Raw genomic sequence first — 24,989 nt, 5'->3', positions numbered from 1 at the left:
CATGGCAACGCAAGCTTCTTCCACTGACGCGCGCACGCTCGAGCCGCCGTCGCCCTCGGCGGTGCGGCTGGTGCCGTATGTGTTCGCGCGCGACGCCAGGCTGCTGGTGGCGCGGCAGGATGTCGACTCGCTCGAGGTGTGGGTCTGCCCCGAGACCTCGCGCGCCGCGCTGGCCGAGCTGGCCCGCGTGTTCGGCGCGCTGCGCCTGGTGAGCCTGGACGCCGCCGCGCTCTCCGCCGCCACGCAGACGGCCTACAACGCCCAGGACGGCAGCGCGGCCCAGGTGGTCGGCGAGGTCGAGGGCGAGGTGGACCTGTCGCGCCTGATGCAGGACATCCCGGCCGTGGAAGACCTGCTCGAATCGGAAGACGACGCGCCGATCATCCGCATGATCAACGCGCTGCTCACGCAGGCCGCACGCGAGGGCGCCTCGGACATCCACATCGAGCCGTTCGAGAACGCCTCGGTGGTGCGCTTCCGCGTGGACGGCACGCTGCGCGACGTGGTGCGCCCGAAGAAGGCGCTGCACGGCGCGCTGATCTCGCGCATCAAGATCATGGCGCAGCTCGACATCGCCGAGAAACGCCTGCCGCAGGACGGCCGCATCACGCTGCGCGTGGGCGGGCGACCGGTGGACGTGCGCGTCTCCACCCTGCCGACCGGCCACGGCGAGCGCGCGGTGCTGCGCCTGCTCGACAAGGAAGCCGGCCGGCTCGACCTCGGCAAGCTCGGCATGGGCGCCGGCACGCTGGGGCGCTTCGACCGCCTGATCAACCAGCCGCACGGCATCGTGCTCGTCACCGGCCCGACCGGCTCGGGCAAGACCACCACGCTGTATGCCGCGCTGTCGCGGCTCGATGCCAGCAGCACCAACATCATGACGGTGGAGGACCCGATCGAGTACGACCTGGACGGTATCGGCCAGACCCAGGTCAACGCGAAGATCGACATGACCTTCGCCAAGGCCCTGCGCGCCATCCTGCGGCAGGACCCGGACGTGGTGATGATCGGGGAGATCCGCGACCTGGAGACCGCGCAGATCGCGGTGCAGGCCTCGCTGACCGGCCACCTGGTGCTGGCGACGCTGCACACCAACGATTCGGCCTCGGCGGTCACGCGGCTGATCGACATGGGGATCGAGCCGTTCCTGCTGTCGTCGTCGCTGCTGGGCGTGCTGGCGCAGCGGCTGGTGCGGCGCCTGTGCGTGCACTGCCGCCGCGAGGAAGTGCTGGAGCTCACCCCCACCGAGATCGAGGCCGTGGCCGGCACGCCGCCCGCCGACGGCACCGCCGCCGCCGTGCCGACGCGCCGCTCGGTGTGGCACCACGTCGGCTGCGAGCACTGCGGCCAATCGGGCTACCAGGGCCGGACCGGCGTGTACGAGCTGCTGACGGTGACGCCCGAGATCCAGACCATGATCCACCGGCAGGCGCCCGAGTCCGAGATCAAGGCGCTCGCCATCGGCCAGGGCATGCATACCATGCGCGCGGATGCGCAGCGGTGGCTCGACGCGGGCGCGACGTCGCTGGAAGAGGTGCTGCGCGTGACGCGCGACTGATATGCCAGCCTTCCGCTACGAAGCCGCCGACGCCTCCGGCCGCACCGACCGCGGCGTCATCGAAGCCGACAGCGCCCGCCAGGCGCGCACCGCGCTGCGCGCCCGCGGGCTGACGCCGCTGGTGGTCGATGCGCTCGGTGCGCAGGCCGCCAAGCGCGCGGGCTCCCGTTTCGGCAAGCGGCTCTCGCCGCAGGAAAACGCCCTGGTGACGCGCCAGCTCGCCAGCCTGCTGGTCGCCGGCCTGCCGCTGGACGAAGCGCTGGCCGCGCTGGCCGACCAGGCCGAACGCCCCTATGTGCACGAGCTGCTGGCATCCATCCGCGCCGAGGTGGTGGGCGGCAGCTCGCTGTCGGTGGCGCTGGCGCAGCATCCGCGCGACTTTCCGGACATCTACCGCGCGCTGGTCTCGGCCGGCGAGCATTCGGGCAACCTGGGGCTGGTGCTGTCGCGCCTGGCCGACTACATCGAAAGCCGCAACGCGCTGACCTCCAAGATCAAGCTGGCCTTCACCTATCCGGCCATCGTCACGGTGGTGGCCTTCGCCATCGTGATCTTCCTGCTGTCGTACGTGGTGCCGCAGGTGGTGAGCGTGTTCGCCAACACCAAGCAGAAGCTGCCGACGCTGACCATCATCATGCTGTGGCTGTCGGATTTCGTGCGCAACTGGGGATGGCTGGCGGCGATCGTGCTGGCGGCGCTGGGGCTGCTGGTGCGCAAGCTGCTCCAGCAGCCGGCGCTGCGGCTGTCGTGGCATCGCTGGCTGCTGACCGCACCGCTGTTCGGCAAGCTGGTCCGCGGCTACAACACGGCGCGCTTTGCCAGCACGCTGGCCATCCTGAGCAGCGCCGGCGTGCCGATCCTGCGCGGCCTGCAGGCCGCCGGGGAAACGCTCAACAATGTCGCGCTCAAGACCAACGTCGAGGATGCGGCCACGCGTGTGCGGGAAGGCACGTCGCTGGCGCGGGCGCTGGCGGCGCAGAACCAGTTTCCGCCGGTGCTGGTGCACCTGATCCGCTCGGGCGAGGCGACCGGCAACCTGCCCGCCATGCTGGAGCGCGCGGCGCAGGGCGAGGCCCAGGAACTGGAGCGGCGCACGCTGTTCCTGACCGGGCTGCTCGAACCCGCGCTGATCCTGACGATGGGGGTGGTGGTGCTGCTGATCGTGCTGGCGGTGCTGATGCCGATCATCGAGATCAATCAGCTGGTGCACTGATGGGGGCCGTACCTGCTCCCAACGTCACGTCCGTCGGGGAACACGCCTCTGAGACGTTTCAAACAACAGGTCACGCCGAAAAATTGGGTGCGACCGGGACATCCGGCGATACCATGCTGCTCCCAAGGTGAGCGGATGCATAGCGGCGCGGATCATACCGCGCCCTGAGCTTCACAGCTGACCTGAAGACGCACTTCAACCGCCACGGTTCAACTTCAGCCTTTGTTGCTCAGGACTCCGCAGCACCCGCTCCGCCCCCGCGGGCGGGACATTTTATGCCCCCTCCTTTTGCCGGCGTGAATTCACAATGCACCATAACGCCATCGTCACTGGCGCTGATCCAGTGAATCCCAAACGCATTCAGCGCGCGCTCGTGCTGACAACGCTGTTTGTCGGGTTGCTGTTATGGAGGTCACCCGATCTTTTGATCCATCCACGCCTCTGGGCGGAGGAGGGCCGGTTCTATTACAACGGGCTGCAAAACGGTGCCTCGCCGCTGACCCTTGTTATCCGGGGCAATTATCAGATCGTCACCAATCTGATCTGTTATCTCGCAACCCTGGTACCGGCAGAATGGGCAGCCCACATCACGACCTATTGCAGTCTGCTCGTTGCGCTATGGTGCGTCGTCCTTTTCAGCAGGTTCTCGATCGAAAGCGGTTGGTCATTGGCCAGATCTGCAACGATCGTTGCGATCCTCGCTCTGCTCGCCCACGGGTACGAAGTCTATCTGAGCAGCACCAACACTCAGTGGCTGTGTGCGTTGTCCCTACTCTTCATCTGCCTCGGGCAGTGGAGTACCTTGCGAGGCCCTCGCAGGGTGCCTCTTTACGCGTGGGTTGCTGTCTGCGCACTCAGCGGCGTCCCTTCATCGGTCATGGCACCCGTGTTCCTGGTCAGGGGGGGCCTCTTCCGATCACCCCTCCATTTCCGCCTGGGACTCATACTTGCGGCCGGCACCGCGATCCAGGCGATCGTCATCTTTCTGCACCCGCACACGGACCGATCGTTTTCTCCGACCATGCTGCTGATGACCGCGCCGTGGCTTCTGCAGACAGTTGCGTCGCCGCTTTTCACGGCAGGCCAGACCGAGGGCCTTGCTGCTTTGCTCAAATCGCTGCAGAGCCCCTATGCCGTGGCCCTGGTGTATATCGTGCTGTCGTCAATTGCAGCATTTGCACTGGTGGCAAGTTACCGCGCAGCAAAAGATAAAGCAGTTGCGGTAGTGCTGATGATGGCGTGGATTATTATTCCGAGCATTCAGATTTTCGGTACATTGGGAAATCCCAATGAACTCGTTTCCGGCTGGAAACATGCACGTTACTTTTTCATCGGTGCCGTGTGCTTTGTCATGCTGCTTGGAATCATCGCCGACAGCGCCTTGCCCATTGTCCGATTGACGGCCTTATCGCTGCTGCTGACAACGCTGTGCGCCGGCATCCATCAAGTCGATCAAAGTGGATGGAACGCGCTCATGCTATATGGGCCATCGTGGCGCAGCGAGGTTGCCGCATGCGGTGGCCGCCGGCCATGCGTGGTCCAGCCGTGGCCCATCAGTGCCGAGTGGACGTTCGTACTTCATCACAGATAACCCCAGGATAATGGGGAAGCCTTGGTGCTGCTGACCGCGCTTACAATCCCCGCCCTCTTTTTTTCCAAACAAGCAATGCACCCTGACGCCGCCGCCGCCGACACGGCAAGACAGAAGCTGAGCCTGGATGAGCACAGGCCCCTTCTACTCGGGATCCTCTTCATCGGATTGCTGCTATGGCGATCGCCGAACCTTTTCCTCCACCCCCGTTTCTGGGCAGAAGAGGGACAGTTTTATTACAACGTGCTGCAAAGTGGCGATTCACCCCTGACCCTTGTCATGAGGGGCAACTATCAGCTCATCACCAATCTGATCTGCTATGTCGCGACCTTGGTGCCGACGGAATGGGCGGCGCATGTCACGACCTACGGTAGCCTGCTGGTCGCATCGTGGTGCATTGTCCTGTTCAGCAGGTTCTCAATCGAAAACGGTTGGCCGCTGACCCGAGCCGCGATGGCCGTTGCCATCCTTGCACTCTGTGCCCAGGGTTACGAGGTTTACCTCACCAGCACCAATGTTCAGTGGCTCTGTGCAGTGTCCCTGCTGTTCATCGGTATCACCTCGTGGGCTGACTTGCGAGGCACCCGGAAAGCGCTTCTCTATACGTGGGTTGCCATCTGCGCGCTCAGCGGGGTGCCCGCGTCGATCATGACACCGGTGTTTCTGGTAAAAGGGACGCTGCTCCGATCGGGTATCCATTTTCGCCTCGGGCTCATCCTGGCTGTCGGTACCGCGATCCAGGCGGCCATCATCATCCTGCACCCGCAGCCCGATCGTTTACTGTCTCCGACCGTGCTGACCATGACCGCACCGTGGCTGCTGCAGACGGTTGCTTCACCGATCTTCACTGGGGGTGGGACTGAACTCCTCGTTTTTTTCCTGCTCTGGCTGCAAAGCAATGCCGCCCTGGTATTGGCGTATGTCGTGCTCTTGTTGATCGCGGCATTTGCATTGGTGGCGAGTTATCGGGAAGCCAAGGACAAAACCACCGTAATCGTGCTCGCGCTGGTATGGATTCTCGTTCCCAGCATTCAGACGCTTGGTGCGCTGGGAGATACCCGTAAGCTCATTTCAGGCTGGATGCACGGACGCTATTTTTTCATTGGCGTGGTGTGTTTTGTCACCTTGCTCGGGATCGCGGCGAATCGGGCATCGCTTGCTATCCGGTTACCCGCCCTGTCGTTGCTGCTGATGGCGCTGTGCGCCGGCCTCTACCAAGCGCGTCATGGTGCCTGGAGGGGCACCATGCTCGAGGGTCCGTCGTGGAGTGAACAAGTTGCCGCATGCGAGGGTCGTCGCCCATGCCAGGTCCAGGCGTGGCCCGCCGGGCCCGGTTGGACGTTTCTGCTTCACCGCAAATGAGCCGAAGCGCACGCTCCCGTCGATTGACTGACCGGTGCTCGAACCCGCGCTGGTCCTGACGATGGGAATAGTGCTGCGGATCGTGCCGGCGGTGCTGATGCCGATCATCGAGATCAATCAGCTGGTGCACTGACGATTCCCTGCCTGGGCGGCGGCGGCATCATCCCGCCAGCGCTGCCTCGATCACCTGCCCGAGCTGCTGGACCAGCCGGTCCATCCGCCCGGCATCCACCGCGCCGTAGCCGAGCACCAGACCGTTGTAGGGGCCTTCGGTGCCCGGCAGGCAGAACCGCGACAGCGGCCGCAGCACCAGCCCGTGTGCTCGGCCTACGCGGCTGACCTCGGTATCCCGCACCGGCACGTCGAGCCGTGCCGACAGATGCATGCCGCCGGCCCCGCCGGACACGGTCAGCAGGCCGCGCAGCCGGCGTTCGAGCGCGCCTTGCAACGCGTCGCGCCGCTCCGCATACAGCCGCCGCATGCGCCGCAGGTGCCGCGTGAAATGCCCGGCGTCGATGAAGTCCGCCAGCGCGAGCTGCTCCGCCACCCGCCCGCGCAGCATCAGCGCGCCGGCCGTGCGCCGCAGCACTGGCGCCAGCGCGGGCGGCACCACCATGAAGCCGAGCCGCAGCGCCGGGAACATCACCTTGCTGAAGGTGCCGAGATAGATCACCGGCGCGTCTTCGGTCAATCCCTGCACCGCGGACAGCGGCGCGCCCTGGTGACGGAATTCGCTGTCGTAGTCGTCTTCGATGATCCACGCGCCGGCCGCGCGCGCCTGGGCCAGCAGCGCCAGCCGCCGCTCCAGGCTCATCACGGCGCCGAGCGGGTACTGGTGCGACGGCGTGATGTAGATCAGCCTGGGCGGACGGTCGCGCCAGTCCTCCTGCCGTGGCGCGAGCCCGTCGGCATCGACCGGGATCGGCGCCAGCCGCAGGTTGGCGGCCTGGAAGGCGTGGCGCGCGCCGCTGTAGCCGGGGTTTTCGATCCAGGCGGTGTCATCGGCATCGGCCAGGGTGCGGGCGCACAGGTCGAGGCTGTTCTGCGTGCCGTCGGTGATGAAAACCTGCCCGGCCTCGCAGCGCACGCCGCGCGAGACGCGCAGGTATTCGGCGATCGCCTGGCGCAGGGCAGCGTTGCCTTCGACCGGCATGTAGCCGAGCTGCGCCGGGCCGATGCTGCGCCAGGCGCGCTCCACGCAGCGCCGCCATTGCGCGAGCGGAAAGGCATCCAGCGCGGGCGTGCCGGGCAGGAAGGGCAGCGGATCGTCCATGCCGTCGCCGGGGCGTTCGATCCGGGCGACGCGCCGCGACAGGACGGGCGCATCGCCGGGCGTGGCGGCGGGCGACTGCTGCAGGCCCACGCGGGCGACCACCGTACCCTGCCGCCGCCCGACGACGAAACCCTCGGACGCCAGCCGTTCGTACGCATACAGCACCGAGTTGCGGGCCATGCTCAGCTCCTCGGCCAGCGTGCGCGACGCCAGCAACCGCGTGCCTTCCTCGAGCTTGCCGCTCAGGATGGCGGCGCGCAGGCAGGCGTACAGCCGATGCTGCTGGGGCATCCGGGCGATTGCCTCGCGGCCGGTCTCGCGTTCGTAGGTCGACAGCAGGACACCGTAGTCCATTGTGGCTCCATGAATCCATCATCGTGTGGGTCTACGCATGGTGCCATGGTTTTCCTATCGTCGAGGCATGCCATTGCCCGTGAGAGGAGCCCCACCATGACCCAGTCCGAGTCCACCCCCCCGTCCGCGCGCACCCGCGTGCGCCGTGTCGCCCAGCGCGGATGCTATGACCGCGCAACGCTCTACGCCATCATCGACGCGGCCTATGTGTGCCACCTCGCCTTTGCCGATGCGCAGGGCGTGCACTGCATCCCCACCGCGTGCTGGCGCGAGGGCGATCACCTCTACATCCACGGCTCCAACGGCAGCCGCATGCTGAAGCTGGCGGCCGACGGCGCGCAGGTGTGCGTGACCATCACGCACCTGGACGGCCTGGTGCTGGCGCGCTCCGCGTTCCACCATTCGATGAACTACCGCTCGGCCGTCATCTACGGCGCCTTCGAGGCGGTGGACGGCGCCGCCAAGGCCACCGCGCTCGACACCTTCGTCGACTTCATCGCCCCCGGCCGCGCGCGCGAGGTCCGCCCCGGCAATGCCACGGAACTGGCGGCGACCACCGTGCTGCGCATCCCGCTCGATGAGGCGGCCGCCAAGATCCGCACCGGCGGCCCCAAGGACGACGAAGCGGACCTGGGCCTGCCGGTCTGGGCCGGTGTGCTGCCGATGGCGCTGCAGCCCCTGTCCCCCATCGCGGATGCCGCGCCCGCCGGCACCCCCGGGTACGTGCGGCAGTGGCAGGCCGGCCCTCGCGAAACCGCCGTCGAGCCGATGGTGCCTTGACCACCGGCGTCGATGCCGCCTGGCCGCTACTCGGCGTGGTCGCGCTGATCTGGGGCCACCGACCGGGCCCCCGGCGACGGAAATGATGGCGACATGGACGCCCGCCTGCCGGCGCTGGAAACAGCGCTCCCCGAGATTGCCGACCGCCTCTCCAAGCCGGAGGCACGGTCCGAACAGTTCGCCGCGCGCGAAGACGTTGCCGCGTTGCGAGGCGAGCGCCTCAAGACCATCGGCGACCCGACCTGGAACCGCACCACCCTCACCTGCCTATTGGTTCGGTACAGCGCTGGCAGCGGCGGGAACGCTCACCGGCCGGCAGCCTGATCCATCCCCCGTGCGGGCTCGGTCGTTTTCCGGCACCGGCCGTGCATGCATCGCAGCATCGGCGCCGGGCGCCCCCCCGATGCGCCACGCCTGTGTCGGCGACGCCGCAACTCCGGGAAAACCCACCCCCAAAGTTGCTGCGTTGCACGGTGTTGGGAATAGCACGCGATGCTACGATGCCCGCTACCCCATGGCTGCCGGCCGGCTTCCACAAGAAGCGGCGCTGGCGGCACCAAAAGCGACCTGTTGTCGGCGATCCCGGCACACATACCCCACGGAGCACGCATGAATGCCCCTCTGAACGACGCGCTACGCCGCGCGCTCGAAACCGTTTCCCTGGACGACAAATACACGCTGGAGCGCGGCCGCATCTATATCAGCGGGACGCAGGCGCTGGTGCGGCTGCCGATGCTGCAGCAGGAGCGCGATCGCGCTGCGGGGCTGAACACCGCCGGCTTCATCTCCGGCTACCGCGGCTCGCCGCTGGGGGCGCTGGACCAGGCCTTGTGGAAGGCCAAGACGCATCTGTCCGGCCACGGCATCGTCTTCCAGGCGGGGCTCAATGAAGACCTGGCCGCCACGTCGGTCTGGGGCTCGCAGCAGGTCAACCTGTATCCGTCGGCCAGGTTCGACGGCGTGTTCGGCATGTGGTACGGCAAGGGGCCCGGCGTGGACCGCACCATCGACGTGTTCAAGCACGCCAACTCGGCCGGCTCGTCCGCGCACGGCGGGGTCCTGGTGCTGGCGGGTGACGATCATGCCTGCAAGTCCTCGACGCTGGCGCACCAGTCTGAGCACGTGTTCAAGGCAGCCGGCATTCCGGTGCTGTATCCGTCCAACGTGCAGGAGTATCTCGACTACGGCCTGCACGGCTGGGCGATGAGCCGCTACTCCGGCCTGTGGGTAGCGATGAAGTGCGTGACGGACGTGGTGGAATCGTCGGCCTCGGTCGATGTCGATCCGCACCGCGCCGAGATCGTGCTGCCCGAAGACTTCGTCATGCCGGCGGGCGGCCTGAACATCCGCTGGCCCGATCCGCCGCTGGTGCAGGAAGCCCGCCTGCTCGACTACAAGTGGTACGCGGGCCTGGCCTACGTGCGCGCCAACAAGCTCGACCGCGTGGTGCTCGATTCGCCGCAGGCGCGCTTCGGCATCATGACCGCCGGCAAGGCCTACCTGGACGTGCGCCAGGCGCTGGTCGACCTGGGCCTCGATGACGAGACCTGCCGCCGCATCGGCATCCGCCTGTACAAGGTCGGCTGCGTGTGGCCGCTGGAGGCGCACGGCGCACGCGCCTTCGCCGAAGGGCTGCAGGAAATCCTGGTGGTGGAAGAGAAGCGCCAGATCCTCGAATACCAGCTCAAGGAAGAGCTGTACAACTACCGCGACGACGTGCGTCCGCGCGTGTACGGCAAGTTCGACGAGCGCGACAACGCCGGCGGCGAATGGTCGGTGCCGATGGGCAACTGGCTGCTGCCGGCGCATTACGAGCTGTCCCCGGCGCTGATCGCGCGCGCCATTGCCACGCGGCTGGAGAAGTTCGAGCTGCCGTCGGACGTGCGCGCCCGCATCGAAGCGCGCATCGCCATCATCGACGCCAAGGAGAAGGCGCTGGCCAAGCCCCGCATCACCGCCGAGCGCAAGCCGTGGTTCTGCTCGGGCTGCCCGCACAACACGTCGACCAACGTGCCCGAGGGCTCGCGCGCGCTGGCCGGCATCGGCTGTCACTACATGACGGTGTGGATGGACCGCAGCACCAACACCTTCAGCCAGATGGGCGGCGAAGGCGTGGCGTGGATCGGCCAGATGCCGTTCTCGGGCGACAAGCACGTGTTCGCCAACCTGGGCGACGGCACGTACTACCACTCGGGCCTGCTGGCGATCCGCGCGTCGATTGCGGCCAAGGTCAACATCACCTACAAGCTGCTCTACAACGATGCGGTGGCCATGACCGGCGGCCAGCCGGTGGACGGCCCGCTGTCGGTGCCGCAAATTGCCGCGCAGGTGCATGCGGAAGGCACCTCGCGCATCGTCATCGTCACCGACGAGCCCGAGAAGTACAACGCCGCCATCCAACTGCCCGAAGGCGTGACAGTGCATCACCGCGACCGGCTCGACGCGATCCAGCGCGAGCTGCGCGAAGTCCAGGGCACCAGCGTGCTGATCTACGACCAGACCTGCGCCACCGAGAAGCGCCGCCGCCGCAAGCGCGGCACCATGGCCGACCCGGCGCGCCGCGCGTTCATCAACGACGCGGTATGCGAGGGCTGCGGCGACTGCTCGGTCAAGTCGAACTGCCTGTCGGTCGAGCCGCTGGACACGGAGCTGGGCACCAAGCGCAAGATCAACCAGTCGTCGTGCAACAAGGACTTCTCGTGCGTGGGCGGCTTCTGCCCGAGCTTCGTGACGGCCGAGGGCGCGCAGGTGCGCAAGCCGGAATCGCGCGGTGTGTCGACGGACAGCCTGCCGCTGCTGCCGCATCCCGACCTGCCCGCCATCCGGCGCGCGTACGGCGTGCTGGTGACCGGCGTGGGCGGCACCGGCGTGGTGACCATCGGCGGGCTGCTGGGCATGGCCGCGCACATCGAGGGCAAGGGCGTGACCGTGCTCGACATGGCGGGCCTGGCGCAGAAAGGCGGCGCGGTGCTCTCGCACGTGCAGATCGGCGAGCGGCCGGACACCATCCACGCCACGCGCATCGCCATGGGTGAGGCGGATCTCGTGATCGGCTGCGATGCCATCGTCTCGGCGTCGGACGAAGTGCTGTCCAAGGTGCAGTTCGGCCAGACGCGCGCCATCGTCAACAGCGCGGCAACGCCCACCGCCGATTTCATCAAGAACCCGAACTGGCGCTTCCCGGGCAGCTCGGCCGAGGCCGACATCCGCGCGGCCGTGGGCGATGCCTGCGCCTTCGAGGACGCCAGCGCGCTGGCCGTGCGCCTGCTGGGCGACGCGATCTACACCAACCCGCTGGTGCTGGGCTTTGCCTGGCAGAAGGGCTGGATTCCGCTGACGTACGATGCGCTGCTGCGCGCCATCGAGCTCAACGGCGTGTCGGTCGACAAGAACAAGACCGCCTTCGAATGGGGTCGCCACCTGGCACATGACCGCGAAGCCGTGCTGGCGCTGGCCGGCGAAGCCCCGCGCGCCAAGGCCGAGGTGATCGCCCTGCCCGCCACGCTGGACACGCTGATCGCCCGCCGCGTCGACCTGCTGACCGCCTACCAGAACGCCGCCTACGCCGACGCATTCCGCGTCGTGGTGGAACGCGTGCGCACGGCCGAGGCCGCCGTGGCCGGCGCCGGCCAGCCGCTGGCGCTGACCGAGGCCGTGGCGCGCAACCTGTCCAGGCTGATGGCGTACAAGGACGAATACGAAGTCGCCCGCCTGTACACCGACCCGGCCTTCCTCGACAAGCTGCGCGCCCAGTTCGACGGCGAGCCCGGCCGCGACTACCAGCTCAACTTCTGGCTCGCGCCGCCGCTGTGGGCCAAGCGCGACGAGAAAGGTCATCTGGTCAAGCAGCGCTTCGGCCCGAACACGATGCGCATCTTCAAGCTGCTCGCCAAGCTCAAGGGCCTGCGCGGCACCGCGCTCGACGTCTTCGGCAAGACCGAGGAACGCCGCACCGAGCGTGCGCTGATCGGTGAGTATCGCGCGCTGGTGGACGAGCTGGTGAGTGGGCTGTCGACGCAGAAGCTGGCGCTGGCGATTGATCTGGCGCGGCTGCCGGAAGACATCCGCGGCTTCGGCCATGTGAAGGAGGCCAATCTGGCCGCGGCGCGGGTGCGCTGGGGCAAGCTGCTGGCGCAGTGGCGCAATGCGGGTGCGGCGCAGCGGGCGGCTTGAGCGGCGCCGTAGTCCAAACGAAAACCGGAGGTCTTGGCCTCCGGTTTTTTTGTTGGCGAGCGGGCGTCGTCTTCGCTCAATCGTTTCAGGTCTTGCGCCTACTCCGCCTGGCCCCAACCAAAGCAGTCCGCGGGCGCTTGGCTCTGAGTCAACAACAAGGAAAAAGGCCGCTCCTGAACTGACCCCGTAAAGTTGGACGGGTAATTTAGGCGGCCAAGGGCTGAGTCCTGTATTGCACAGGGCTCAGCCCTTTTAGCTTGATCTTGATGCGCTCGTGATTGTAGTACCGGATGTATTCGGCAATGGCGCGTCGCAGTTGGTCGATGTCCGCGAAGCGCTCTAACCGGAAGCACTCTGACTTGAGTGTGCCGAAGAAGCTTTCCATTGCCGCATTGTCTAGGCAGTTGCCTTTGCGGGACATGCTCTGGCGCAGGCCTCGCGCGGCCAGTTTGCGACGATACGCTGCCATTTGATACGGCCAGCCTTGATCCGAATGCAGCATCGGCGTCTCGCACGGGCGCAGCTTGCGCAACGCCTTGTCGAGCATCTCCCGGATCAGCGTGTAATCAGGTCGTTCACTGGTTTGCCAGGCGACGATCTCTCCGTTGTACAGGTCCAGGACGGGCGACAGGTACAGCTTTTTGCCGCCGACGTTGAACTCCGTCACGTCCGTTACCCACTTCTCGTTCGGCTTGCTCGCCTCAAACTCGCGCTGTAGCAGATTGGGAGCAACCCGCCCGACTTGCCCGCGGTAAGAGCGGTATTTCTTCGGCCGCACGAGTGACTTCAACTGTAGCGCCGACATCAATCGCTGTACGGTCTTGTGATTCACCAACGTCCCTGCCCGACGGAGCGTCGCCGTGATCCGGCGGTAGCCATATCGGCCCTTGTGCTGGGCATAGATGTGCTGAATGCGCTCCTTGAGCGCGCCGTGACGATCCTCTGCCTGGCTTGTCGCCATCTGGTAGTAGTACGTGCTGCGTGCGAGATTCGCGGCCTTGAGCAAGCTCGACAATGAATGCCGCTCACGCAGCGCACTCACGACTTGCGCTTTTTCTTTGGTGCCTGCTGCTGTTTGGCACGCAGCAGGGCATCTAACTTTTTTAGGTACGCCACCTCCGCGCGCAAACACTCGTTCTCTTTGAGCAAATCCTCGCGCGAGCGCTCGTCTTGAGCCGGCTGCGCAGCGGGTTGGGGATCTTGCTTGGACTGGGACATGATGGGTGCCCCGCCTTTGCGGCGCGGCTGTAGGGCGTCGAAACCGCCCTCATGATACTGGCGGTCCCAGCGGCTGACGCCGCCAGCCTCACGCAAATCGAACACAGCGCTGACTTGCTGATAGGACAACTCGTCGCGCCACATGCGCTGCAGCACCGTCAGCTTGAACTCGGCGCTATACGCTTCATGCTTCTTGCGTAGTCCGGATTTCCCATGGCGCTGCCACGCGTTGATCCAGCGCCGGATCACAGAACGGCCTATCCCGTACTTCTGGCTCAGCCCTGCGGTCCCAACGGCCCCCCTCAAATACTCCTGAACTACTTGGCGCTTGAACGCCTCTTCATACTTCGCCATGAAAAACACCCCAAAGGTTGAACAGATGTCCAACTTTTGGGGTGCAGTTCATCCGACGTCAATCGGAGCGGCCTTTTTTGCCTTAACTGAACGGCATTAACCGCGACGCCCCTTTATTCCGGCGTCACCATCTCAGCGTAGTCGTACAGCGCCGAGAGGATGCCTTCGGCACGCGCATCGCCTTTATCCGCCGCCTCGGCCGCCAGTTGCTCGATGCGCTCGGCATAGGCATCCAGCGTCAGGTAGCCATCGCGGCCTTCGAAGAGACGCTCGGCGCGCAGCTGTTCCCACTGCTCGTGCTCGTCTTCCGTGAGCGTATCGGGGAAATTGCGTGCGCGGTAGCGGAACAGCAGTTCGGGCAGGCGCGCATCGGCGAAGTCCGGGTGCAGCTGCGCGAGCTGCTCGCCCGAAAGCGTGCGCAGTTCGTTGAGCGTGCGGCGGTCGTCATTGCCGACGAAGCCGCCGTAGAGATTCTGGTCCACGTCTTCGATCGGCTCCAGCTCGCGGGCGTAGACCTGGCGCCACGTTTCGCGCAGATCGGGCGCCCCTTGGGCGATACCGGCATGACGCTCGATGACCGCGAAGTCGATGCCCCAGCGCTCGGCCTGCGCGGGCTGCAGCGTCTTCAGGTTGCCGATGACGATGGGCGACTTGTTGATGTGGATCGACTTGATGGGCAAGCGCGTGGTGCCCTCGGTCAGATCGGCGCTGCGCGTGAACAGGCGCTCGCGGATGGTGTCAACGCCGAGGTCGAACAGCTCGGCCGGATCGCAGGCGAGGTCCCACACCAGCAGTTCGTTCTTGTTGGTCGGGTGCCAGCCCAGCGGCCACACTACCGCCAGGCAGCCCCGCTCCACGCCGTACATGCCCGAGACGTGCAGCAACGGCCGCGGCGCGTCGCCGATCTCGGCCAGCACGCGCTCCTTCTTGCGCAGCGCGAAGCAGAAATCGAACAGGCGGGGCTGCGCGGCGCGGACCCGCCGGGCCAGCGCGATGGTGGCCCGCACATCCGACAGCGCATCGTGTGCGGCTTCGTGCTGCAGGCCGTTGGCCTGCGACAGGTGCTCCAGCTTGAAGCTGGGCTTGCCGTCGCCGTTCTTCGGCCATTCGACGCCGTCCGGGCGCAGCGCCCAGGTGGTGCGCACCACATCGAGCAGATCCCATCGGCCGCACGTGTTCTGCCATTCGCGCGCATACGGATCGATCAGGTTGCGCCAGAACAGGTGGCGCGTGATCTCATCGTCGAAGCGGATGGAGTTATAGCCGACGCCGATGGTGCCGGGCGTGGCCAGCTCGCGCTCGATGGCCTGCGCGAAACGGTGCTCGGGGATACCCTGCCGGCGGCACTGCTGCGGCGTGATGCCGGTGATCAGGCACGACACCGGGTCGGGCAGCCAGTCGTTGGACGGCTGGCAGAACAGCTCGACCGGTTCGCCGATCTCGTTGAGCTCGGCGTCGGTACGGATGCCGGCGAACTGGGCCGGGCGATCGCGGCGCGGCACGGCGCCGAAGGTTTCGTAGTCGTGCCAGAAGAAGGTGTGGGTCACGGTCAGGCGGGTTGGGCATCGCAAAGATGCCGGCATGCTAACAGCCCTGCCGGCCGCGCCCGTCAATCGAGCAGGAAGTTGCGCCGGCCGGCCTCCAGCAGCGGCACCTCGGCGGCCTCCTTGAGCAGCACGCCGGAGCCCTGCCGCCGCCACGCCTCGCGCATCAGGTACAGCAGCTTGTGCGCGGCCGCGGCGTAGCCCAGGCCCTCCGGCCGCACGTTGGAGATGCAGTTGCGCGCCGCATCGGTCAGCCCCACCCTGGGCGCGTAGGTGAAATAGAGGCCGAGGCTGTCGGGCGAGCTCAGCCCCGGGCGCTCGCCGATCAGGATGGCCACCATGCGCGCGCCCAGCCGTTCGCCCACCTCGTCGGCCACCGCCACGCGGCCCTGTTCGACCAGCGCGATAGGCGCCATCGACCAGCCCCGCGCGCGCACGCCCTCAGCCACGCCGGCGATGAGCGGCGCGGCATGCCGATGCACCGCCAGCGCGGAGAGCCCGTCGGCGACCACCAGCGCGATATCGACACCGCCCGGATACGCGGCTGCGTGGTCCCCCAGCAACTGCGCGGACGGCGCATCGAGCTGGCGACCGAGGTCGGGGCGCTGCAGGTATTGGTCGCGGTCGCGCGCGGCGCTGTGCAGCAGCAGGGTCGCATGGCCCTGCGCGTGCAGTTGCGCCTGCAAGGCCGCGGGATCGAACGGCAGGTGCACCGCGTCGCGCGCCTGCGCATGCGCGGCCTGGAAGGCGAGCTGCGGCCGGGTCGGCAGGCTCACACCCGCGCGGCCCAGGGCGATGCGGGCGGGCGTCAGACGGCGCAGTGCCTGCCAGGGGTTCTGCGTCACGGTGGCGGGCGTGTCGTCGCGTTCGTCGGTCATCGCGCGCCTCATGCCAGTTGCGCCACCGCCCGGCGGAACGGATCGGGCAGGCCGTCGGCCAGGGCGATGCGGCCATCGCCCGCCGTGCAGATGCCCATGCGCGCGAGCCAATCCTCGAATTCCGGCGCGGGCCGCAGGCCGAGCACGCGGCGCACGTAGAGCGCATCGTGGAACGAGGTGGTCTGGTAGTTCAGCATCACGTCGTCGGAGCCGGGAATGCCCATGATGTAGTTGACTCCGGCCGCGCCCAGCAGCGTGAGCAGCGTGTCCATGTCGTCCTGGTCGGCCTCGGCGTGGTTGGTGTAGCAGATGTCGCAGCCCATCGGCACGCCGAGCAGCTTGCCGCAGAAGTGGTCCTCCAGCCCCGCGCGCAGGATCTGCTTGCCGTCGTACAGGTACTCCGGCCCGATGAAGCCGACCACGGTGTTGACCAGCAACGGCCGGAAGCGCCGCGCCACCGCGTAGGCACGCGCCTCGCAGGTCTGCTGGTCGACGCCGTGGTGCGCGTTGGCCGACAGCGCGCTGCCCTGGCCGGTCTCGAAATACATCACGTTGTCGCCCACGGTGCCGCGTTGCAGGCCAAGCGCCGCGTCGCGCGCCTCGTGCAGCAGCGCCAGGCTCACGCCAAAGCTCGCATTGGCCGCCTCGGTGCCGGCGATGGACTGGAACACGAGGTCCACCGGCATGCCGCGACGGATCGCTTCGAGGGTGGTCGTCACGTGCGTCAGCACGCAGGCCTGGGTGGGAATGTCGTAGCGCCGGATCACGGCGTCGAGCATCCCCAGCAGGTCGCAGATGGCAGCGGTGCTGTCGGACACCGGATTGACGCCGATCACCGCATCGCCGCTGCCGTACATCAGGCCGTCGAGCAGGCTGGCGGCAATGCCGGCCGGGTCGTCGGTCGGGTGGTTGGGCTGCAGGCGTGTGGCCATGCGCCCGCGCAAGCCGATGGTGTTGCGAAAGCGCGTGACCACGCGCGTCTTCTGCGCCACCAGGATCAGGTCCTGCACCCGCATCAGCTTGGACACCGCCGCCGCCATCTCGGGCGTCAGGCCCGGCGCCAGCGCGGCCAGCGCGGCTTCGTCCGCCGCATCGCCCAGCAGCCAGTCGCGGAAATCGCCGACGGTGAGGTGGCTGACCGGCGCGAAGGCGGCCGCATCGTGCATGTCGACGATCAGCCGGGTGACCTCGTCCGCCTCGTACGGGATGACGGCTTCATCGAGGAAGTGCCTCAGCGGGATCTCGGCCAGCGCCATCTGCGCCGCCACGCGCTCGGCCGCGCTGGCCGCCGCGATGCCGGCCAGCGCATCGCCGGAACGGGCCGGGCTGGCCTTGGCCAGCACGTCCCGCAGGTTGTCGAAGCGGTAGGTCTCGTGACCGAGGGTGTGGGAAAAGCGGGCCATGCCAAGCCTCCACCGGGATTCCGATCAAGGCTAGCACCGTTGGCACGGCGATGGTCGGCCGGCATGGCCCCGGCACCGCAGAATCAGAAAAAGCCGAGCGGCCGGGTGTCGTAGCTCACCAGCAGGTTCTTGGTCTGCTGGTAGTGGTCGAGCATCATCTTGTGGGTCTCGCGGCCCACGCCCGATTTCTTGTAGCCGCCGAAGGCCGCGTGCGCCGGGTACAGGTGGTAGCAGTTGGTCCACACGCGCCCGGCCTTGATGGCGCGGCCGACACGGTAGGCGCGGTTGATGTCGCGCGTCCACACGCCGGCGCCCAGGCCATACTCGGTGTCGTTGGCGATCTGGATGGCCTGCGCCTCGTCCTGGAAGGTCGTCACGGCGATCACCGGGCCGAAGATCTCTTCCTGGAACACGCGCATATTGTTGTGGCCCTTGAGCAGCGTCGGCTTGATGTAGTAGCCGTTGGCCAGCTTGCCCGACATGGCCTCGGCCTCGCCGCCCGCCAGGCATTCAGCGCCCTCTTCCCGCGCGATCTCGAGGTAGGTGCGGATCTTGTTGAACTGCTGCTCCGAGGCTTGCGCGCCGACCATGGTCTCGGTGTCGAGCGGGTCGCCGCGCTTGATGGCGGCCACCTTGGCCATCACCGCGTCCATGAAGCTGCCGTAGATCGACTCCTGCACCAGCGCGCGCGACGGGCACGTGCACACCTCGCCCTGGTTGAAGAAGCCCAGCACCAGCCCTTCGGCCGCCTTCTCGATGAAGCTCGGCTCGGCCTGCATGATGTCTTCGAAGTAGATGTTGGGCGACTTGCCGCCCAGCTCCACCGTCGACGGAATGATGTTCTCCGCCGCGCACTTCAGGATGTGTGAGCCCACCGGCGTCGAACCCGTGAAGGCGATCTTGGCGATGCGCTTGCTGGTGGCCAGCGCCTCGCCGGCTTCCTTGCCGAAGCCGTGCACCACGTTGAGCACGCCCGGCGGCAGCAGGTCGCCGATCAACTCCAGCAGCACGCAGATGCCCAGCGGCGTCTGCTCGGCCGGCTTGAGCACGATGCAGTTGCCGGCCGCCAGCGCGGGCGCCAGCTTCCACGCCGCCATCAGCAGCGGGAAGTTCCACGGGATGATCTGCCCGACCACGCCCAGCGGTTCGTGGATGTGATACGCCACGGTGTGCTCGTTGATCTCCGCCGCCGCGCCCTCCTGCGCGCGGATGCAGCCGGCGAAGTAGCGGAAGTGATCCGCCGCGAGCGGAATGTCCGCATTCAGCGTTTCGCGGATCGGCTTGCCGTTGTCCCAGGTCTCGGTCACGGCCAGCCGCTCCAGGTTCTGCTCGATGCGGTCGGCGATCTTCAGCAGGATCAGCGAACGGTCCTGCGCCGAGGTGCGGCCCCAGGCGTCGGCCGCGGCGTGGGCGGCGTCGAGCGCGCGGTCGATGTCCTCGGCGGTGGAGCGCGGGAATTCGGCGATGGCCTCGCCCGTCACCGGCGTGGTGTTGGTGAAGTACTGCCCCTTGACGGGCGGCACGAACCGGCCGCCGATGTAGTTGCCGTAGCGCGACTGGAACGAAACCACGGCGCCGGGCGTGCCGGGATGGGCGTAACGCATGGGTTGTCTCCTGATGGGATGGTGGCGGCGCCGGCGTCGTGCGTCGCGCCGGCGTCCGCACCGTCATTGCAAGGCCCGGGCCATGTCCGGCCGCCGCCGGCAAACCCGCATGCCGATGCGCCGGGGCGGGACAGGCCCCCGTTGCGCCGGGCCGAGCGGGTGTACCGGTTCCGATACGGTGTGCCGGGACACTGTGCTATGTTCAGGACACACGATCCGCCGACCACGGTGGGCGAAGGAGACAACTGCCATGCAGGATCACCGCATGTCGCATCACACCGGCCAGGTGCTGACCCTCGCGCAGCACGACGCGCCCATCTCGGGTCCGCTGTCCGGGCCGGCCGCCGATCCGTCCATCGCTCGCTCCTGGCTGCGCTGCCTGCACCAGCACGGCCTCGACCCCGCAAACGCCAGCGCGCCCGCCGTACTCGAAGCCGCCCGCATCCGCGAGCGCCGCGAGCAGCTGCAGCCGATGCTGCGCATCGCCGACGGCGAAATGCACAGCCTGCACCGGCAGCTGGCCGGCAACGGCCACGTGGTGGTGCTGACCGATGCCGACGGCGTGATCCTCGACTGCATCGCCGACCACGCGAAGCGCGCCCTGTTCCGGCAGGCCGGCCTGTGGTCCGGCGCCGACTGGAGCGAAGCCCGCGAAGGCACCAACGGCATCGGCACCTGCGCGGTCGAGCGGCAGGCGCTGACGATCTACCAGGACGAACACTTCCGCAGCCGCCACATCCGGCTGTCGTGCTCGGCCAGCCCCGTGTTCGATCCGCAGGGCAACCTGCTGGCGGTGCTGGATGTGTCGTCCATCCCGCACGAGCTGTCGCGGCAGGGGCAGTTCCATACCACCGCGCTGGTCAACCTCTCGGCCAAGGTGATCGAGGGCGGGTATTTTCTGCAGCATTTCGAGCGCGACTGGCTGCTGCGCTTCCATGCCCAGCCCGAATACGTCGGGCTGTTCAGCGAGGGCCTGCTGGCGGTGGGCGGCGACGGACGCATCCGCGCGGCCAACCAGAGCGCGCTGAACCTGCTGGGCCGCACACGCCAATCGCTGCTCGGGCAGCCGGTCGAGACCGTGTTCGACCTGACGGCCGACGCCCTGCTCGCGCGCGCCACCGACAGCGGCGGCGTGGCCTGGCCGCTGCACACGCATCAGGGTCGCCTGCTATTCGGCCTGCTGCGCGCGCCCCGCCCGCGCCCGACCGCCGACGCGGCCCCGGCCTCACCGCCCATGCCGGCCACGCCCGGCCTGTGCCTGCAGGCCGACGGCCTGCGCACCGACTTCCACCGCGCCCTGCGCGTGTTCGAGCACGACGTGCCGCTGCTGCTGCACGGCGAGACCGGCACCGGCAAGGAAGCCTTCGCCCGCGCCGTGCACCAGGCCAGCAGCCGCGCGACGCAGCCCTTCGTCGCCGTCAATTGCGCGGCGATTCCCGAGACGCTGATCGAGAGCGAGCTGTTCGGCTACCGCGGCGGCAGCTTCACCGGCGCGCGCCGGGAAGGCATGCGCGGCAAGCTGCAGCAGGCCGACGGCGGCACGCTGTTCCTCGACGAGATCGGCGACATGCCGCTGGCGCTGCAGAGCCGGCTGCTGCGCGTGCTGGAGGAGCGCGCCGTGGTGCCCATCGGCGGCGAGGCGCAGACGGTGGACGTGCGCATCGTCAGCGCCAGCCATCGCGACATGGAAGCGCGCGTACGCGACGGCCGCTTCCGCGAAGACCTGTACTACCGCCTCAACGGCCTGCGGATCACGCTGCCGCCGCTGCGCGAGCGTGCCGACAAGGCCGCGCTGCTGGCGCACGTGCTGGCCGAGGAATCGCGCGGCCGGCCGGCGCGGCTCGACGACGATGCGCGCGACGCCCTGCTCGCCCAGCCCTGGCCCGGCAACGTGCGCCAGCTGCGCAATGTGCTGCGCACGCTGGTGGCGCTGTCCGACGATGGGCGCATCCGCCTGCGCGACCTGCCGCCCGAACTGCGCCCACCGGCCACGGCATCCGCCGCCGCGCCCGCGCCGCTGGACAACGCCGAGAAGGCCGCGCTGCTCGCCGCGCTGCAAGCGCAGCAGTGGCGCATGACCCACGCCGCCGAGGCGCTGGGCATCAGCCGCAACACGCTGTACCGCAAGCTGCGCAAGCACGGCATCGCCCGCCCCGGCGGTTGACGCACGTCAACCCGGCCCGGCCGCGCATCGACAAGACTGGGGGCTCCCCAACTCCCGGAGATCCGCCATGGCCAGGTCGATGAAAGCCGCTGTCGTGCACGCGTTCGGCGAACCGCTGCGCATCGAGGACGTCCCGATCCCGACGCCGGGCCGCGGACAGATCCTCGTCAACATCCGGGCTTCCGGGGTCTGCCACACCGACCTGCACGCCGCCGACGGCGACTGGCCGGTCAAGCCGCGCCTGCCGTTCATCCCCGGGCACGAGGGCGTGGGCTTCGTGGCGGCGGTGGGCGAAGGCGTCACCGCCGTCAAGGAAGGCGACCGCGTGGGCGTGCCCTGGCTCTACACCGCCTGCGGCCACTGCGAACACTGCCTGGGCGGCTGGGAAACCCTGTGCCACGACCAGCAGAACACCGGCTACTCCGTCAACGGCGGCTACGCCGAATACGTGCTGGCCGACCCCAACTATGTCGGCCACCTGCCGGCGCAGGTCGGCTTCGAGGAGATCGCACCCATCCTGTGCGCGGGCGTGACGGTCTACAAGGGCATCCGCATGACCGACACCCGCCCCGGCCAGTGGATCGCCATCTCGGGCATCGGCGGGCTGGGGCATGTGGCGGTGCAGTATGCCGTCGCCATGGGGCTGCACGTGGTGGCGGTGGATGTCGCCCCCGAGAAGCTGGCGCTGGCGCGCGAACTGGGCGCCCGGCTGAGCGTCGATGCCTCGCAGCAGGACCCGGCCGCTGTCATCCAGAAGGAGGTGGGCGGCGTGCACGGCGTGCTGGTGACGGCGGTCTCGCGCAGCGCCTTCGCCCAGGCCCTGGGCATGGTGCGACGCGGCGGCACCGTCTCGCTCAACGGATTGCCGCCGGGCGACTTTCCGCTGCCGATCTTCTCGACCGTGCTCAACGGCATCACGGTGCGCGGCTCCATCGTCGGCACGCGGCGCGATCTGCAGGAGTCGCTGCAGTTCGCCGCCGAGGGGCAGGTGCGCGCGCACATCCATCGCGACCGGCTCGACAACATCAACCAGGTCCTCGCCGACCTGAAAGCCGGCAAGGTGGACGGCCGCATCGTCCTCTCGCTGGACTGAGCAGCACGCCGTCACGGGGTGCGGGTAAGCTGTGCCGCATCACCGGCTTCCCTCACCCACCGTCATGCGCATCCTCTTCTTCAGCAGCCACCGTTACGACGAAGACGCCTTCCGCGCCGCGCAGGCGCGCGGCGGCCACGGCTTCGAGCTGGTCTTCCAGCGCGCCCACCTGGACGTGCACACCGCGCCGCTGGCTGCCGGCTTCGAAGTGGTCTGCCCGTTCGTCAACGACTGCCTGGATGCCGGCGTGCTCGCCGTGCTGGCCGCGGGCGGCGCCCGGCTGATCGCGCTGCGCTCGGCCGGCTTCAACCATGTCGACCTGGCCGCGGCGCAGCGGCTGGGGCTGACGGTGGTGCGGGTGCCGGCGTATTCGCCGCACGCGGTGGCCGAGCACGCGGTCGGCATGATCCTCACGCTCAATCGGCGCCTGCACCGCGCCTGCAACCGCACCCGCGAGGGCGACTTCTCGCTCGACGGGCTGCTCGGCTTCGACCTGGCCGGCAAGACCGTCGGCGTGGTCGGCACCGGGCAGATCGGGCAGGTGTTCGCGCGCATCATGGCCGGCTTCGGCTGCCGGCTGCTGGCGTTCGATCCGTTTCCGCAGCCGGCGCTGGCGGCGCTCGGCGTGACCTACGTGCCGCTGCCGGCTCTGCTGGCGCAGTCCGACATCGTCAGCCTGCACTGCCCGCTCAACGCCGACACGCACCACCTGATCGACGCCGGCGCGCTTGCCAGCATGAAGACGGGCGCCATGCTGATCAACACCAGCCGCGGCGGGCTGGTCGACAGCCCCGCGCTGATCGACGCCCTCAAATCCGGCCAGCTCGGCCACCTCGGACTGGATGTTTATGAGGAAGAGGCCGACCTGTTCTTCGAGGACCGCTCCGCCGATGTGCTGCAGGACGACGTGCTGGCGCGCCTGCTGACCTTCCCCAATGTCATCGTGACCGCGCACCAGGCCTTCTTCACGCGCGAGGCGCTGGCGGGCATTGCCGACACCACGCTCGCCAACGTGGCGGCATGGGCAGCCGGCGCGCCCGCGAATGTGGTGAAGGCTTAGCCCGCACACGCACACTGAGACGTTCCGATCGCACGCACGGGCCACAAGCTGGCCGAGACGATCGTTGACGATCAAATCCAGTTTACTGGATAATGAATCCACTATGCCGGAATACGAAGACCACTCCACCGCCGACACCGATACCGGTGTCAACGAGCGCATCGCTCGCCGTGTACGCGACTTGCGGGCGGCGCGCGGCTACACGCTCGATGCGCTCGCCGCGCGCTGCGGCGTGAGCCGGTCCATGATTTCCCTGATCGAGCGCGGCGCGGCCAGCCCGACGGCGGTCGTGCTGGACAAGCTGGCGGCCGGGCTCGGCGTGTCACTGGCCAGCCTGTTCGGCGGCGAGCGCGAGGGCGTGCCCGCCCAGCCGCTGATGCGCCGCGCGCAACAGGCCCAGTGGCGCGACCCCGCGTCCGGCTACGTGCGGCGCAACCTCTCCCCGCCCGACTGGCCATCGCCCATCCAGCTGGTCGAAGTGAACTTCCCGGCCGGCGCGCGCGTGGCCTACGAAACGGGCGGGCGGGAGAACGCCATGCAGCAGCAGGTCTGGGTGATCGACGGACGCATCGACGTCATGCTCGGCAACCAGCGCCACGAACTTCACCCGGGCGACTGCCTGGCCATGCGGCTGGATCAGCCGCTGATTTTCAGCAACCCCACGTCCCAGGCGGCGCATTACGTCGTGGCCATTTGCGACGCGCCCGCCGTGGCCGGCGCGTGGAGTGCCTGATGGACGACGGGGAGCGCCACGTGATGTGTCGCTTCCGTTTCGCGCTTGCGTGACATTTTTCCAGCCAATAGGAGCCCGAATGAACGCCCCCGAATCGCAAGACGATGTGCGCCTGATCGACTGCACCGAGGCCGAGCATGCGTCCGCCATCCTCGAGATCCTGAACGAGGCCATCGTGAATTCGACGGCCCTGTACGACTACGTACCGCGCCCCCCGCAGGCCATGGCGACCTGGTTCGCCGCGAAGCGCGCGGGCGGTTTCCCGGTCGTGGGCGCGGTGGATGCCTCGGGCAAGCTGCTGGGCTTTGGCAGCTGGGGCACGTTCCGCGCGTTCCCCGCGTACAAGTACACGGTGGAGCACAGCGTCTACGTGCATCACGAATGCCGTGGCCGCCGACTGGGCGAGCGCCTGCTGCGTGAACTGATTCGGCGCGCGCAGGAGACACAGGTGCACGTCCTGGTGGGCTGCATCGACGCGGCCAATGCCGCGAGCATCGGTTTGCACACGCGGCTGGGATTCGTCCACGCCGGGACCATCCGGGAAGCCGGTTTCAAGTTCGGCCGCTGGCTGGATGCGGCGTTCTACCAGCTCAACCTGGAGATGCCCGCGCAGCCGGTGGACGGCTGATGGCTC

Annotated in this window: 18 protein-coding genes; 12 read left to right on the top strand and 6 right to left on the bottom strand. The window is 67.9% G+C overall.

Going from position 1 to position 24,989, the window contains the following annotated elements:
- The first annotated feature begins 1 nt into the window (after nucleotide 1).
- The 4 genes from gspE to GO999_RS01295 all read left to right on the top strand — a co-directional run bounded on the left by gspE (nucleotide 2) and on the right by GO999_RS01295 (nucleotide 5,724).
- Nucleotides 2-1,558 (top strand): type II secretion system ATPase GspE, encoded by a 1,557-nt coding sequence (gene gspE, locus GO999_RS01310; RefSeq protein ID WP_028853770.1) that lies wholly within the window; start codon nucleotides 2-4, stop codon nucleotides 1,556-1,558.
- A gap of 1 nt (nucleotide 1,559) precedes the next feature.
- A complete protein-coding gene (gspF, locus tag GO999_RS01305) occupies nucleotides 1,560-2,771 on the top strand; it encodes a type II secretion system inner membrane protein GspF (RefSeq protein WP_011003007.1) in 1,212 nt (403 codons plus the stop codon).
- 307 nt (nucleotides 2,772-3,078) lie between these two features.
- The gene (locus GO999_RS01300) at nucleotides 3,079-4,362 is read left to right on the top strand and encodes a hypothetical protein (RefSeq protein WP_020832936.1); all 1,284 of its coding nucleotides are present in this window, start codon (nucleotides 3,079-3,081) and stop codon (nucleotides 4,360-4,362) included.
- 75 nt (nucleotides 4,363-4,437) lie between these two features.
- Nucleotides 4,438-5,724, top strand: coding sequence for a hypothetical protein (locus GO999_RS01295; RefSeq protein ID WP_020371584.1), 1,287 nt, complete (start codon nucleotides 4,438-4,440; stop codon nucleotides 5,722-5,724).
- A 160-nt stretch (nucleotides 5,725-5,884) separates the two neighbouring features.
- On the opposite strand, the gene pdxR is transcribed toward GO999_RS01295, so the two are convergent.
- Nucleotides 5,885-7,351: a MocR-like pyridoxine biosynthesis transcription factor PdxR gene (pdxR, locus tag GO999_RS01290; protein WP_211906488.1), complete on the bottom strand. Its 1,467-nt coding sequence runs from the start codon at nucleotides 7,349-7,351 to the stop codon at nucleotides 5,885-5,887.
- Nucleotides 7,352-7,447: 96 nt separating this feature from the next.
- Here pdxR and GO999_RS01285 point away from each other — a divergent pair, with 96 nt between their 5' ends.
- From GO999_RS01285 to GO999_RS01275, 3 genes are all read left to right on the top strand, one after another.
- Nucleotides 7,448-8,131, top strand: a complete 684-nt coding sequence (locus GO999_RS01285) for a pyridoxamine 5'-phosphate oxidase family protein (RefSeq protein ID WP_211906487.1) — start codon at nucleotides 7,448-7,450, stop codon at nucleotides 8,129-8,131.
- 93 nt (nucleotides 8,132-8,224) lie between these two features.
- Nucleotides 8,225-8,455: a hypothetical protein gene (locus GO999_RS01280; protein WP_016724403.1), complete on the top strand. Its 231-nt coding sequence runs from the start codon at nucleotides 8,225-8,227 to the stop codon at nucleotides 8,453-8,455.
- A gap of 285 nt (nucleotides 8,456-8,740) precedes the next feature.
- Nucleotides 8,741-12,304 (top strand): indolepyruvate ferredoxin oxidoreductase family protein, encoded by a 3,564-nt coding sequence (locus GO999_RS01275; RefSeq protein WP_064047853.1) that lies wholly within the window; start codon nucleotides 8,741-8,743, stop codon nucleotides 12,302-12,304.
- A gap of 205 nt (nucleotides 12,305-12,509) precedes the next feature.
- Here the strand turns inward: GO999_RS01275 and GO999_RS01270 are convergent.
- From GO999_RS01270 to exaC, 5 genes are all read right to left on the bottom strand, one after another.
- Nucleotides 12,510-13,876, bottom strand: a protein-coding gene (locus GO999_RS01270; protein WP_089190850.1) for an IS3 family transposase whose coding sequence is annotated in 2 segments (ribosomal slippage) — nucleotides 12,510-13,402 and nucleotides 13,402-13,876 — 1,368 coding nt in all. Because the reading frame shifts where the segments join, the coding sequence is not laid out codon by codon here.
- A gap of 113 nt (nucleotides 13,877-13,989) precedes the next feature.
- Entirely contained in the window at nucleotides 13,990-15,459 is a 1,470-nt protein-coding gene (gene sbcB, locus GO999_RS01265) for an exodeoxyribonuclease I (RefSeq protein WP_071012367.1), read from the bottom strand.
- 26 nt (nucleotides 15,460-15,485) lie between these two features.
- On the bottom strand, nucleotides 15,486-16,298 hold the full coding sequence (gene eutC, locus GO999_RS01260; protein WP_211906486.1) for an ethanolamine ammonia-lyase subunit EutC: 813 nt from the start codon (nucleotides 16,296-16,298) through the stop codon (nucleotides 15,486-15,488).
- 8 nt (nucleotides 16,299-16,306) lie between these two features.
- Complete coding sequence (locus GO999_RS01255; RefSeq protein WP_211906485.1) at nucleotides 16,307-17,701, bottom strand: ethanolamine ammonia-lyase subunit EutB; 1,395 nt, start codon at nucleotides 17,699-17,701, stop codon at nucleotides 16,307-16,309.
- A gap of 83 nt (nucleotides 17,702-17,784) precedes the next feature.
- Nucleotides 17,785-19,305, bottom strand: coding sequence for an acetaldehyde dehydrogenase ExaC (exaC, locus tag GO999_RS01250; protein ID WP_016724410.1), 1,521 nt, complete (start codon nucleotides 19,303-19,305; stop codon nucleotides 17,785-17,787).
- 250 nt (nucleotides 19,306-19,555) lie between these two features.
- Here exaC and GO999_RS01245 point away from each other — a divergent pair, with 250 nt between their 5' ends.
- The 5 genes from GO999_RS01245 (at nucleotide 19,556) to GO999_RS01225 (ending at nucleotide 24,983) form a co-directional block, all read left to right on the top strand.
- Complete coding sequence (locus GO999_RS01245; protein ID WP_211906484.1) at nucleotides 19,556-21,469, top strand: sigma-54-dependent Fis family transcriptional regulator; 1,914 nt, start codon at nucleotides 19,556-19,558, stop codon at nucleotides 21,467-21,469.
- A 67-nt stretch (nucleotides 21,470-21,536) separates the two neighbouring features.
- Nucleotides 21,537-22,562, top strand: coding sequence for an alcohol dehydrogenase AdhP (gene adhP / locus GO999_RS01240; RefSeq protein ID WP_011003020.1), 1,026 nt, complete (start codon nucleotides 21,537-21,539; stop codon nucleotides 22,560-22,562).
- Nucleotides 22,563-22,626: 64 nt separating this feature from the next.
- Complete coding sequence (locus GO999_RS01235) at nucleotides 22,627-23,622, top strand: 2-hydroxyacid dehydrogenase (protein WP_020832947.1); 996 nt, start codon at nucleotides 22,627-22,629, stop codon at nucleotides 23,620-23,622.
- A gap of 103 nt (nucleotides 23,623-23,725) precedes the next feature.
- A complete protein-coding gene (locus GO999_RS01230) occupies nucleotides 23,726-24,355 on the top strand; it encodes a helix-turn-helix domain-containing protein (protein WP_019718969.1) in 630 nt (209 codons plus the stop codon).
- Nucleotides 24,356-24,434: 79 nt separating this feature from the next.
- Entirely contained in the window at nucleotides 24,435-24,983 is a 549-nt protein-coding gene (locus tag GO999_RS01225) for a GNAT family N-acetyltransferase (protein ID WP_016724414.1), read from the top strand.
- Nucleotides 24,984-24,989: the final 6 nt, after the last annotated feature.

The organism is Ralstonia nicotianae (genome assembly GCF_018243235.1).
Taxonomy (GTDB): Bacteria; Pseudomonadota; Gammaproteobacteria; order Burkholderiales; family Burkholderiaceae; genus Ralstonia; species Ralstonia nicotianae.
The sequence above is the reverse complement of the archived record's forward strand: the minus strand, read 5'-3'. Positions and strand labels throughout refer to the sequence as shown.

Bases quoted from the DNA above. Each gene is read 5' to 3' on its own strand.
- gspE (WP_028853770.1), top strand. From the start codon at position 2: ATGGCAACGCAAGCTTCTTCCACTGACGCGCGCACGCTCGAGCCGCCG.
- gspF (WP_011003007.1), top strand. From the start codon at position 1,560: ATGCCAGCCTTCCGCTACGAAGCCGCCGACGCCTCCGGCCGCACCGAC.
- GO999_RS01300 (WP_020832936.1), top strand. From the start codon at position 3,079: ATGCACCATAACGCCATCGTCACTGGCGCTGATCCAGTGAATCCCAAA.
- GO999_RS01295 (WP_020371584.1), top strand. From the start codon at position 4,438: ATGCACCCTGACGCCGCCGCCGCCGACACGGCAAGACAGAAGCTGAGC.
- pdxR (WP_211906488.1), bottom strand. From the start codon at position 7,351: ATGGACTACGGTGTCCTGCTGTCGACCTACGAACGCGAGACCGGCCGC.
- GO999_RS01285 (WP_211906487.1), top strand. From the start codon at position 7,448: ATGACCCAGTCCGAGTCCACCCCCCCGTCCGCGCGCACCCGCGTGCGC.
- GO999_RS01280 (WP_016724403.1), top strand. From the start codon at position 8,225: ATGGACGCCCGCCTGCCGGCGCTGGAAACAGCGCTCCCCGAGATTGCC.
- GO999_RS01275 (WP_064047853.1), top strand. From the start codon at position 8,741: ATGAATGCCCCTCTGAACGACGCGCTACGCCGCGCGCTCGAAACCGTT.
- sbcB (WP_071012367.1), bottom strand. From the start codon at position 15,459: ATGCCGGCATCTTTGCGATGCCCAACCCGCCTGACCGTGACCCACACC.
- eutC (WP_211906486.1), bottom strand. From the start codon at position 16,298: ATGACCGACGAACGCGACGACACGCCCGCCACCGTGACGCAGAACCCC.
- GO999_RS01255 (WP_211906485.1), bottom strand. From the start codon at position 17,701: ATGGCCCGCTTTTCCCACACCCTCGGTCACGAGACCTACCGCTTCGAC.
- exaC (WP_016724410.1), bottom strand. From the start codon at position 19,305: ATGCGTTACGCCCATCCCGGCACGCCCGGCGCCGTGGTTTCGTTCCAG.
- GO999_RS01245 (WP_211906484.1), top strand. From the start codon at position 19,556: ATGCAGGATCACCGCATGTCGCATCACACCGGCCAGGTGCTGACCCTC.
- adhP (WP_011003020.1), top strand. From the start codon at position 21,537: ATGGCCAGGTCGATGAAAGCCGCTGTCGTGCACGCGTTCGGCGAACCG.
- GO999_RS01235 (WP_020832947.1), top strand. From the start codon at position 22,627: ATGCGCATCCTCTTCTTCAGCAGCCACCGTTACGACGAAGACGCCTTC.
- GO999_RS01230 (WP_019718969.1), top strand. From the start codon at position 23,726: ATGCCGGAATACGAAGACCACTCCACCGCCGACACCGATACCGGTGTC.
- GO999_RS01225 (WP_016724414.1), top strand. From the start codon at position 24,435: ATGAACGCCCCCGAATCGCAAGACGATGTGCGCCTGATCGACTGCACC.